11 protein-coding genes, 1 tRNA gene and 1 pseudogene are annotated in these 10,955 nt (G+C 68.3%); 6 read left to right on the top strand and 7 right to left on the bottom strand.

All coding sequences use genetic code 11. The features are described 5' to 3' along the window. Window positions 1–113 precede the first annotated feature (113 nt). A pseudogene (locus J4H92_RS10980) lies at window positions 114–260 on the bottom strand (helix-turn-helix domain-containing protein); the annotation flags it as partial. Window positions 261–368: 108 nt separating this feature from the next. Between J4H92_RS10980 and J4H92_RS10975 the strand changes: the two are divergent. Further along, window positions 369–1,727 (top strand): flavin monoamine oxidase family protein, encoded by a 1,359-nt coding sequence (locus tag J4H92_RS10975; protein WP_208098237.1) that lies wholly within the window; start codon window positions 369–371, stop codon window positions 1,725–1,727. A 41-nt stretch (window positions 1,728–1,768) separates the two neighbouring features. On the opposite strand, the gene J4H92_RS10970 is transcribed toward J4H92_RS10975, so the two are convergent. Together J4H92_RS10970 and J4H92_RS10965 are read right to left on the bottom strand one after the other, a co-directional pair. Next, the gene (locus J4H92_RS10970) at window positions 1,769–2,410 is read right to left on the bottom strand and encodes an HdeD family acid-resistance protein (protein ID WP_208098236.1); all 642 of its coding nucleotides are present in this window, start codon (window positions 2,408–2,410) and stop codon (window positions 1,769–1,771) included. A 175-nt stretch (window positions 2,411–2,585) separates the two neighbouring features. Beyond that, on the bottom strand, window positions 2,586–3,023 hold the full coding sequence (locus J4H92_RS10965) for an Hsp20/alpha crystallin family protein (protein WP_208098241.1): 438 nt from the start codon (window positions 3,021–3,023) through the stop codon (window positions 2,586–2,588). A gap of 147 nt (window positions 3,024–3,170) precedes the next feature. Between J4H92_RS10965 and J4H92_RS15780 the strand changes: the two genes are divergently transcribed. Then, window positions 3,171–3,551, top strand: a complete 381-nt coding sequence (locus J4H92_RS15780; RefSeq protein ID WP_341783076.1) for a MerR family transcriptional regulator — start codon at window positions 3,171–3,173, stop codon at window positions 3,549–3,551. On the opposite strand, the gene J4H92_RS15775 is transcribed toward J4H92_RS15780, so the two are convergent. After that, a complete protein-coding gene (locus J4H92_RS15775) occupies window positions 3,524–4,225 on the bottom strand; it encodes a GntR family transcriptional regulator (RefSeq protein WP_208098235.1) in 702 nt (233 codons plus the stop codon). The two genes, J4H92_RS15780 and J4H92_RS15775, sit on opposite strands and share 28 nt — an antisense overlap. Next, window positions 4,209–5,219 carry a DMT family transporter gene (locus tag J4H92_RS10950; protein ID WP_208098234.1) on the bottom strand — a complete coding sequence of 337 codons (1,011 nt, stop codon included), beginning with the start codon at window positions 5,217–5,219 and terminating at the stop codon, window positions 4,209–4,211. Before J4H92_RS10950 ends, J4H92_RS15775 begins: the two co-directional genes overlap by 17 nt. A gap of 162 nt (window positions 5,220–5,381) precedes the next feature. Here J4H92_RS10950 and J4H92_RS10945 point away from each other — a divergent pair. From J4H92_RS10945 to J4H92_RS10935, 3 genes are all read left to right on the top strand, one after another. Then, window positions 5,382–5,458 (top strand) — tRNA-Pro (locus J4H92_RS10945). 191 nt (window positions 5,459–5,649) lie between these two features. Beyond that, window positions 5,650–5,889: a helix-turn-helix domain-containing protein gene (locus J4H92_RS10940; RefSeq protein WP_208098233.1), complete on the top strand. Its 240-nt coding sequence runs from the start codon at window positions 5,650–5,652 to the stop codon at window positions 5,887–5,889. Between the two features lie 4 nt (window positions 5,890–5,893). Then, a complete protein-coding gene (locus J4H92_RS10935; protein ID WP_208098232.1) occupies window positions 5,894–7,075 on the top strand; it encodes a tyrosine-type recombinase/integrase in 1,182 nt (393 codons plus the stop codon). A gap of 285 nt (window positions 7,076–7,360) precedes the next feature. Here the strand turns inward: J4H92_RS10935 and J4H92_RS10930 are convergent, their stop codons facing one another. Beyond that, entirely contained in the window at window positions 7,361–8,278 is a 918-nt protein-coding gene (locus J4H92_RS10930; RefSeq protein ID WP_243752281.1) for a helix-turn-helix transcriptional regulator, read from the bottom strand. 144 nt (window positions 8,279–8,422) lie between these two features. After that, complete coding sequence (locus J4H92_RS10925; RefSeq protein WP_341783075.1) at window positions 8,423–10,042, bottom strand: MFS transporter; 1,620 nt, start codon at window positions 10,040–10,042, stop codon at window positions 8,423–8,425. On the opposite strand from J4H92_RS10925, the gene J4H92_RS10920 reads away from it, so the two are divergent. Beyond that, window positions 10,002–10,874: a helix-turn-helix transcriptional regulator gene (locus tag J4H92_RS10920; protein ID WP_208098231.1), complete on the top strand. Its 873-nt coding sequence runs from the start codon at window positions 10,002–10,004 to the stop codon at window positions 10,872–10,874. The genes J4H92_RS10925 and J4H92_RS10920 overlap by 41 nt on opposite strands. Window positions 10,875–10,955 lie beyond the last annotated feature (81 nt).

Genomic DNA, 10,955 nt, shown 5'->3' with positions numbered 1-10,955 from the left:
CAACGAGATCCGCCCGCACGAGGCGATCTCCTGGAACCGGCCAATGGAGGTGCACCTGGGCCTGGCCGACCCCACCATCCCCAACTTCGAACGAGAAGAAATCCTGCCAACTACTTGACGCGGGACACCCATTTCGACGCCGTCGCGGGTGACACCTGGAAACGTTCCGCGGCACGACGGATGGGCCAACCCTGATCAACAATCAATGATGCGAGACGGCGTCTCCCTACTGGGGTAAGGGGTGCGTTAGCGTGGGGCATGAAGACCTCCGGTGGATGGTGAGTGTGGTAACCCACATCCTGCCGGAGGTCTTCATCTCAGCTCAGACGTTCACAACGTCCCGGGGAACTACACCTAGACTGGTGCCCATGAGCGAAGCGTCATCTGAGCGGTTCGATGCGATCGTCGTCGGCGCGGGCGTCTCGGGTCTCACGGCGGCTCGCCTGCTGACCGCGGCCGGGCAGCGGGTCGCGGTGCTCGAGGCGCGCGACCGGATCGGCGGGCGGACCCACACGATCCGCGAGGGCGACCGCGTGACCGACCTCGGCGCCTCCTGGATCCACGGCATCGACGACGCGCCGCTCTGGGCGGCGACCCGGGCGTTCGGCATGCGGGCGGTCGAGTTCACGGTCGGCAGCTACCAGCCGGACGGCCGGCCGATCGCCTACTTCGGTCCGGGCGGCGAGCGCCTGAGCGATGCCGAGGCCGCGGCGTTCGCGCGCGATGTCCACGAGGTCGACGAGCGGCTCGCCCGCGCCATCGCCGACACGGCGCCAGGCCGCTCCTACGGAGAGGCGGTCGAGGCGGTGCTGACCGGGCTGACCGGCGGAGGCTGGGGGCCGGAGCGCGCCGAGCGGGTGCGCGAGTTCCTGCGGCACCGCACCGAGGAGCAGTACGGGGTGTGGATCGACGAGCTCGACGCCCACGGTCTGGATGACGACGAGACGATCGGCGACGAGGTCGTCTTCCCGGACGGCTACGGCCGCCTCGCCGAGCCCCTCGCCGACGGCGTCGACCTGCGACTGGAGCACGTCGTCGGCCGGGTGGCCTGGTCGGCGGAGGGCGTGACGGTCGGGAGCGATCGCGGATCCTTCGCTGCGGCCCGCGCCGTGGTGACCGTGCCGGTGGGCGTGCTCAAGTCGGGCGCCCTCGCGATCGAGCCGCCGCTGCCCGAGCCCGTCGCCGGCGCGCTCGACCGGCTCGAGATGAACGCCTTCGAGAAGGTGTTCCTGCGTTTCCCGCGTCGCTTCTGGGACGCGGGCGTCTACGCGATCCGGCGCCAAGGCGAGGCCGGGCGGTGGTGGCACTCCTGGTACGACCTGAGCGTGCTGCACGGCGAACCCACGCTCCTGACCTTCGCGGCCGGCCCCTGCGCGCGCGAGATCCGCGACTGGGGCGACGAGCGCATCGCCGAGTCGGTGCTGGACGCGCTGCGCGAGCTCTACGGCGACGCGGTCGCGGCGCCGAGCGAGGTGCGGGTGAGCCGATGGCAGGACGATCCCTTCGCGCGCGGCTCGTACGCCTACATGCGCCCGGGGGCGACCACCGCGGATCACGACCTGCTCGCCGAACCCGTCGGAGGCGGGGCGCTGCACCTCGCGGGCGAGGCCACCTGGACCGACGACCCCGCGACCGTCACCGCGGCGCTGCTCTCGGGGCACCGCGCGGCCGAGCGGATCCTCGGCCGCCGCATTCCGGTCGAGCGGATCTGGGCGCCCGGGGTCTGAGAGCTCCCCTCCGGTGCCGGGCGGGGAATGGCCGGAGGGCCTCAGACGTCGCCGCGCTCGTCCCGGATCAGCGTGACCGGCGCCTTGCGCAGGCGGAAGCCCCAGAGCAGCAGCACGATGCCGACGACGAGCATGACGAAGCCCACGAGCACCGCGATGAGGGTGAGCACCGCGGTGGGCCAGATCAGGGTGGCCGCTCCCGCCAGGATCGTGAGCACGGCGGGCAGCGCGAGCGCGGCGGAGCCGCTGCCGAATGCGGAGGCGAGGCGCAGGGCGATCACCAGCCAGACCACTCCCACCGCGATGAGGGCGAAGCCGAGCAGTCCCACGAGCACCTGACTGGCCGCGTCGAAGAACACGATGGTCAGCAGCCCGGCGATGAGCAGCAGCACTCCGCCGACGGTGGAGGCCGCCGTCCTGCGGAGCGAGAGCATGGTGAGCCCGTTGGCGAGGATGGCCACGCCGAGGATCACGGAGAGCATCTTGACGGGCGCCCAGGGCCAGGCCATCAGCCCGACGCCGGCGAGCGTGACGAGCAGGCCGACGAGGAGGAGCGCCCACCAGGGCGCGCGTGCGCGGCCGGAGCTCGAGAAGCGGAAGATCCTCGGGCCGCCGGACGCGGCGCCGCCTCCGCTTCCCGGCTCGTTCCGAGGGGAGTCGTCTCGGTACGGTTCGAGTGACATGGTCTCCCCCTCTCCGTGGCCGAGTGTACCCGCGGGACCTGCGCGTATCCGGTGCCCGCGCGGATCCGGGTCCGCGCGGACCGGGGCCGGTGTCTCCGGACCCGACGGATGCGCGCGACGGCTTCCCGGCGGTGGACGCCGTCCGCCGGGAAGCCGTCGCGCCCGGGATCCGGCCTCAGGCGTCGATGGCCCGGCCGGGCTCGGCGGTCGTGGTGACCGCGACCTTGCGCGGCTTCGCCTCCTCGGCGACCGGGATCTCGAGCGCGAGCACGCCGCCGCGGTAGTCGGCGGTGATGCGCCCGGTGTCGAGGTTGTCGCCGAGCACGAGCTGGCGGCTGAAGATCCCGTGCGGGCGCTCGGAGGCCAGCTGCTCGGCCTCGGCCTCGCCCTGGCGCGGGGGCCGGGCGGCCTTGACCGTGACCACGTTGCGTTCGACGTCGACGTCGATCGAGGCCGGGTCGACTCCGGGCAGGTCGAATTCCACGTGGAAGACGTCGCCGTCGCGCCAGGCGTCCATCGGCATGACGGTCGGCCTCGTCGAGGTGCCGTTGCTGCCGAAGAGCTGCTGGGAGAGACGGTCGAACTCGCGGAACGGGTCGGTGCGCATGATCAGGGGCATGAGGTTCTCCTCTCGTCGGTTCGGTGGTGGGGTTTCGCGATCCGCCCCCCTGGTGTCTCCAGGGATGCAGATCTATAGTGATCGCTATAGATTTTTTATATCATCGCCCCTCGATCCGAGGCAAGCAGGAGGTGTTCGCTCGTGGCAAACGGCGTTCCCGAGTCGATCCCGTCGCCCGGAGGGGCGCGCTCCGGCGGGGTTCCCCGCTCGAAGAAACCGCAGGCGACCCGCGCCGTCTACACGATCTCGGTGGCGGCGGAGCTCTCCGGGCTGGGCGTGCAGACGCTGCGCCTCTACGAGACGCGGGGGCTGCTGGCGCCGGCGCGCACCCCGGGCGGCACGCGACGGTACAGCGGGCACGACCTGCGACGGCTGCGGAGGATCTCCGAGCTGATCGAGGCGGGCGTGAACCTCGCCGGGGTTCGGGAGATCCTGGTGCTGGAGGCGCGCAACCAGCGACTCCGGGAGGAGAACGCCCGGCTGCGCGCGCTGCTTCAGGGCGAGGGATCCGGGCCGGGCTGAGGGCGCGGCCGGGCGTCCTCGGCGCGCGCGGCGCGGATCAGCTCGGTGGAGTGCGCGAGGTGGGTACGGACCAGCCCCTCCCCCTCGTCGATGAGCGCCTGCGCGTAGGCGCGGTGCTCGGCGACGAGGGAACCGCGCGGATACTCGATGCGGATCTCGGAGAGCATCAGCATGGTCTCGCCGTCGAGCCGGGCGTACTCCTCGGCGATGCGGGGGCTCTCGGCGGCGTCGACGATCGCCTGGTGCACGGCGCCGTGCGCGCGGAGCGTACGGCCCCACTCCCCCGCGTCCTCCGCAGCCCCGAGCCGGTCGAGCGCGGCGGAGATCCGCTCGGTGATCCGTTCGGGCCATCGGGATCCGTGGCGATCCCGCAGCAGACGCACGGCCTCGGTCTCCAGCGCGCCGCGCAGCTGCTGCATCGCGATGAGCGCGGCGTCGTCGAACTGGGCCACCCGCGCCCCGCGGTAGGGCTCGAGGGTGACCAGGCGCTGCTCGGCGAGGCGGGCGAAGGCGCCGCGGACGGTGTGGCGGGAGAGGTCGAAGCGCTCCGCGATCTCCTCCTCGCGGAGCGGAGCGCCCAGGCCGATCGCGCCGCTCAGGATCTCGGAGTGGAGCCGCTCGACGAGCGTCTCGACCGCCGTGGGCCCGGGGCGCCGCTCACGACGCCGCGGCACGGGGCGCTCCGTCTCGTGAGCGTTCGTCGGATTCGAGGCTGTTCGGGGCTGGCCGCCGCTCGGCCCGCCGGCTCGGCAGGGCGAGCATGAGGAGGCCCGCGGCGATGACCACGAGGCCGAGCGCGGCGAGGGCGGTCAGCTGCTCGTGCAGCACGAGGAGGCCGAGCAGAGTGGCGCCGAGGGGCTCCGCGAGGGTGAGGGTGGAGACGGTGGTGGCTCGGAGGCGCGCGAGCCCCCACCCGAAGAGCAGATAGGCGAAGGCGGTGGTGACGAGGCCGAGCCAGAGCACGAGCAGCGCGCCGCGGGGCGTGAGGATCCAGCCCGCGCCGGCGACGGCGAGCACGGGTGCGCTGATGAGCGCGGCGAGGCCGAAGACGATGCCCATGGCGCGGGACGAGGACCAGCCCTGGTCGATGAGGGACTTCCCGGCGATCGTGTAGACGGCGTAGGAGCCGCCCGCGCCGATCGAGGCGAGGAGGCCGGCGGCGTGGATCGTGGCGTCTCCGCCGAGCACGCCGCCGAGCATGCCGGAGACGAGGACGACGCCGAGGAGGGCGATCGCGGTGGCGGCGAGCCAGCGCGCCGCGGGCCGGCGGCGGCGCACGACCAGTTCGAGCAGGCCGGTGAGGATCGGCGCGGAGCCGAGCGCCACCACGGTGCCGATGGCGACGCCGTTCTGCTGGGTGCCCAGGAAGAAGAGGGGCTGGTACGCGACCACCCCGGCCGCGCCCAGGAGGGCCGCGAGCCAGGAGCGCGGTGCGAGTGCCTGGGGCGGAACGACAGACCCTTCGATTCTGGCCCTCGCAGCGCCGGCATCCGTAGGAGCGGCTCTGCGGCCGTGGATCAGCGCCACGATGCCGAGGATGCCGCCGCCGAGGAGGATCCGCGCGGCGCCGACGGCCGTGGGGCTCGCGTCGACCCCGGCGAGGGCCTGCGCCGTGCCGGTCGTCGAGAAGCAGAGTGCCGCGAAGATCACGGCGAGGATCGCCCACATGGGAACATTGTTACACAATCCTCCGCGGTGCGAGAGCCTGAAGTCCCCGAGTCGGCGGCGGGGGCGCGTGCGCGTTCCCTTGCCCCAAGTTCGCCCGGTCAGCCGACCGACGATCTTGTGACTAAGATGGAGGGGTTGCCTCGGCGGTGCTGCCGCCGACAACGGGCTGTGGCGCAGCTTGGTAGCGCACTTGACTGGGGGTCAAGGGGTCGCAGGTTCAAATCCTGTCAGCCCGACCAGAAAGTCGCGGAAACTCAAGGGTTTCCGCGACTTTTTAGGTTGTGAGATTTGATCTGGTCATCAAAAACCCATCACTTTGACCCCGTTTTCCTCCGTCTGAGCGGCTGGAGCGAGCCGATTCAGAGGCCCGCGCTGAGGTCTTTCTCGGTTGCTGCCGGTTTAGGTGGCGTCGGCTCCGCACCTGTTTGGTATGGATACCGAACGCGGCACTGCAGACAACCCCTGGGGTCTCGAACCCCTGCTCGACGTTGGCGAGCTCGCTGGCTACTTGGGTGTGCCCGTCTCCACGGTCTACGACTGGCGCACCCGCGGCCTCGGACCGCGCGCGTATCGCTTCGGCAAGCACCTGAAGTTCGCTGTCTCCGACGTGCGGATCTGGGTCGAGCAGCAACGCGACACCGAACCGCCCGCCTCCTCGGGCCGGAGGTAACACGATGAGCCGGCAGCGACTGACCATCGGCACCTTCGGCGAGATCGGATACCTCAAGAGTCCGAATGGGCGAACCATCGCCCGCGCTCGCTACCGAGACTGGGATGGCAGGTCCCGGCTTGTTCAGGCGACGGGCGATACGCGGAAGTCGGCCGAGCGGGCATTGAAGGCGAAGTTTGCCGAGCGCAGCCTGTTCCAGCCCGCGGCATCGGATCTCACCCCCGACAGCCCGTTCCCGGACCTCGTGACGTACTGGCTCGAAGACCTTGAACTCGAGGGGCGCGTCTCGAAGCGCACCCTGCAGTTGTACGAGCGGAACATGCAGACGCTCGTGCTGCCGGTGTTCGAGAGCCTCACCCTGCGCGAGATCGGCGTCGCCCGCTGCGACCACTTCCTCAAACAACTCGCGAAGCAGAGCTACAACCGCGCCAAACAAGCCCGCGTCGTACTGCGGCTCGCACTCGGATTGGCGGTGCGCCACGAGGTGCTGCCGCGCAACCCCATGGACCATGTTTCACGGTTACGACGGCCGCCGACGATACCGAGCGCGCTCACACCCGCGGAGGTAAACGGGGTGCGTGCGGCAATCGCTTATTGGGAAGCGGGACGCTCGATCTCGGGGCCGAAGCCGGACGGACAGCTCGGCGCAATCGTCGAGGTGATGCTCGGCACCTCCGCGCGCATCGGCGAGGTGCTCGCTATCCGACGTTGCGACATCGACGTAACCAGTGCAACTCCCTCGATCCGAATCACGGGCACGATCGTCAGTCACCGGGGTGAGCCGACCACGCGGCAGGATCACCCGAAGACGGCGAAATCGCGGCGCACGGTTGCGATCCCCACGTTCACCGCCGAGGCAGTGCGACGGCGACTTGTGCACCTTGCAGACGCCACACCAGACGCGCTGTTGTTCTGCAGTCGCGAGGGAACGCCCTTGACGACGAACAACGTTCGCCGACAACTCCGGCACGTGCTCGACCTCGCGGGCATCAGCGGAGTCACCCCGCACATGTTCCGCCGAACCGTCGCGACCGCGATCAGTCAAGAGGCCAGCATCGACCTCGCAGCCGAACTGCTCGGCCACACCGACCCGGCAATCACGATCCAGCACTACATCCGTCGGAACGAGATGGTCGACCCTTCCACTGCCGCGCTGCTCGATCGAGTCTTCTCGAAGGAGCGCTGATGCCTCTGAGCCCGCAGCACCCCAAGACATCGGAGGAGACGCGCGCACCTGTAAAACGAGCGACGTCACACCTCGGGTGGTTCTCTGCGAATGTAGCTACAATCCATAATTCAAACGAACTGAAGTGATCTAACTTCATAGAAGCAGGATCTTGAAGCAAAACCCCAGATCACACGGTTCCGGCAAATTGCCGCCACCGTTGATATAGAAACGCGGCAGTAGAAAATTACCCGACCCTCTACACTTCGGGCTGACAATGACGGTGGTGCCAAATTGGCACCACCGTCATTCTGTGCCTCGGGCGGAGACCCGGGGCTTCATCTGGCGGTAGCCGCTCGGTGTCACTCCCATCTGCTGCGTGAAGGCATCAACCGCGCGGGACCGACTGCGCCACCCCACCCGCTTGCCGATGTGGGTTACCGTCAAATTCGTCTCTCTGAGCAAGCGCGCCATCTCCTGCACGCGAAGCCTCACGAGATAGACGGTCGGGGTCTTCCCGAACGCACGAGCGAAGACGGGCGCGACGTGCTTCGGGGAGAGCTCGACCAGCTTTGCGAGCTCGGCCAATGTCCACGGGTGCGCGATCCGACTGTGGAGAGCATCGCGGACTATCATCGCCTCCCGCTGCACCACTTCCGGCATCAGGACGGTTCCCGAGAACGGGCGCGCTCGCGCCCGCTGCTCCGCTGTGAGCTTGAGCGGTGAGACTCGAACGTGCGGTGCGATCACGTCAACGATGAGCAGCCAGAGCGCCTCCAGCCGGTGAAAGCGCTGATGGTACATGCCGTCCTCACTGAGGCTGACCATCTCATCGAGCCAAGGCATCAGCATTCCCGCCTTGTCGCGGCCGATATGCAAGAGCTGCGCCGGTTCGGTGTAGACCTCCTCAGCGCGATCCTGTGCGTCGAGCCGGTCGTGCAGAATTGCGGAGTACTGCCAGAAGAAATGATCGAGCGCGAGATCGGTGTCGATGTAGATCGTCGTGCACGTCACCTGCCCCTCCGGTTCCAGCCCGAACAGGACATTCGGCCCCAGCATCACCACATGGCCGGTACTGATCGGCTTCTGGCCGAACCCGCTAAGGGCGACCGCTGTGCCGTCGCGCACGATGACGAGTCGCACATAGTCATAGGCGGCAGGGCCGATGGGCCGGTGCATTGTCCGAGTGCGGGCACTCAGCGGGGGCGAGATCCGCTTAGACATTCGTCAGGAGCCTTGTGTCAGCCGAACGGTATGGGTACGAGGCACCATGCGCTTTGTCGTTCAAATGCGCCAAGTATGAGCGCCCTGCGACTCGAGACCGAAGGCCTGAATGTCGTAGGGCGCTCATCTGGCTAGGGGCTATCTCTAGACGGATGTTCCGATTGGGTCAGGGGACTCGGCCACCGGGGTGGACTTTGGAAGGCGAAGGAAGAGCGCTAGCAGGACAGCCGCACCGAGTGCGATGGCGGCGTTCACACCGATCGCGAGTTGCAGGCCTGGGAGCAGGGTGGCTGCGACGAGGCCGGTGGCGATGGCGGACATGACCGGGGTGCCGAGGGCGATGCCGACTTGCTGGCTCATCGTGACGAGGCCGGTAGCGAGACCCTGCTTGTCGGCGGGTACGCCAGAGGTGGAGGCGACAACGTAGCCGACGATGGCGACAAGGTTTGCGATACCGCCGACGAAGGTGAGGATCAGCAGTGGTACGAGCCAGTCGCGACTATCTCCCGCGAACGCGAGCGGCGCGGTGGCGACGGCCTGCACGACGAGGCCGGTGATGATCGCGGTCTTGACGTTGGTCTTGCCGATGATCTTCGGCGCGATGAGCCCGCCGATAACCGTGCCGATGCCGAGCACGCCGAGGATCAGTCCGGCAGTGATAGCGGTGTATCCGAGGACTTCCTGCAGGTACAGCGTGAGGAGGAACACGAGCGAGGTGAACGTGCCGAAGGCGAGCAGGCCTGCGGTGTTGCCCCAACCGATATTCGACCGCTTCAGCAGACTCGGGGCCACGAGCGGTTCCTTGACGCGGCTCTCGATCTTGAGGAACACGGCGAACAGGATCAGGGCTGCGAGGATCGGACCCCAGGTGCCGGGGTGCGTCCAGCCGTTGTGTCCGGCGGTGTCGATGCCGAATACGAGTGCGACGAGTGCGATGGTGATGGTGAACGCGCCCGGGATATCGAGCTTCGGTCGCTTGCCCGCAGCAGGTTCGCGGAGCACGAACGGGGCGATCACGATCACGGCGACTGCGACAACGACGTTGATGAAGAACGCCCACCGCCACGAGACCGCGCCAGTGAGCAGGCCACCGAGCACGGCGCCGGCCGTGAACCCTGCGGCCATAAGCGCACCGTTCAACCCGAGCGCGCGGGAGCGTGCGGGGCCTTCGGGGAACATCGTGGTCATGAGCGAGAGGGCTGCGGGGGTGACCATCGCGGTGGCGATGCCCTGGCCGACGCGGGCGACGATCAGCAGCACCGGCTCGGTGGCAAGACCGCCGGCGAGCGAGGAGATGCCGAGCAGGACGATGCCGATCATGAACAGGCGCTTGCGGCCGAACAGGTCGGCGACTCGGCCGAAGAACAGGGTGAACCCGGCGGCGCAGAGTGCGAATGAGGTCACGATCCACTGGAGCGCGGAGGTCGGGAACCCGAGTTCGGTGCCGATGTGCGGTAGGGCGACGTTGAGGATGGAGAAGTCAACCGCGAGGGTGAAGTTCGCCGTCAGGAGGACGGCCATTGCGATCTTCTGCGCTGTGGTGAACTTCTCCGCCACGGTCGGCGTTGAGGCGGTATCTGGTGGTGCTGTATCTGTTGTGCTCATGGCATCCAGATTCGTAGCGCGCGAGAAAGGTAGCCAGATCCCCGGTTTGACGAGCCTGGCGCTGCCTACCACTGACAGGGTCAGGCTCATCTCGCGTGGGTGCGAGACAATGGGTGGCATGGCAGTACCGCACTCTCTCGACACTGACAGCCCGGTCACCGAGCTGGGTGAGTTCCTGCGTTCGCGCCGCGACCGCATCACTCCCGAGGAAGCAGGGATCAACAGCTACGGACGCCGCCGCGTGCCCGGCCTGCGCCGAGAAGAACTCGCGCAACTGGCTGGAGTGTCGGTGACGTACTTGACGCGGTTGGAGCAGGGGCAGTCGCAGAACGCCTCGGATGCGATCATCGACGCCCTCGCCCGCGCTCTCCAGCTCGACTCGGACGAGCGGGCGCATCTGTATGCACTGGCGCATCCCGCCCCGGAGAAGCGGCCCGTGATCAATACCGCTCCTGAGGTGGCGAAGCCCGGGGCCGAGCGATTGCTGCATTCGATGGGTGATGTGCCTGCCGTGCTGCTGGGCCGGTTCAATGACATTCTCGCGTGGAACCGGGCCGGACACCTGCTCCTGGCCGGCCACCTCGATTGCGACGCCCCGAACGATGCCGAGGATCGTCCGAACCAGTTGAAATTGCTGTTCCTCGACGAGCACGTCCGGGATCTCTACGTCGACTGGCAAGACGAGACAGCTCTTGCGGTAGCCTCACTGCGCTACATTGCCGCGCAGTTCGCTGATGATCGCCGTCTCGCTGCACTCGTGGGCGAGTTGAGCATGAACAGTCCCGAGTTCGCGAAGCTCTGGGCCGGTCACGACGTGCGGCTGTGCACGAGCGGCAGCAAGCGGTTCCGCCACCCCGAGGTCGGGGAGATGGAGCTGAATTACGAGGTGCTGCACCTGCCCGAGGGCAACGGGCAGCGCATCCTCACCCATACCGCCGAGCCCGGCAGCCCATCGTTTGCCGCGCTGCGACTGCTCACGTCAGCCTCGTAACCGCTGACAGGTTGAGAAGAAGTGGCGCGCCGAGCTTGTAGGTGCGGGCCGAGTGTGTGTGGCTATGAAGGCGCGAGGTGT

The organism is Leucobacter weissii (assembly GCF_017565745.1).
GTDB classification, from domain to species: domain Bacteria; phylum Actinomycetota; class Actinomycetes; order Actinomycetales; family Microbacteriaceae; genus Leucobacter; species Leucobacter weissii.
Note: the sequence above shows the minus strand (reverse complement) of the source record. Positions and strands in the feature narration are given on the sequence as shown.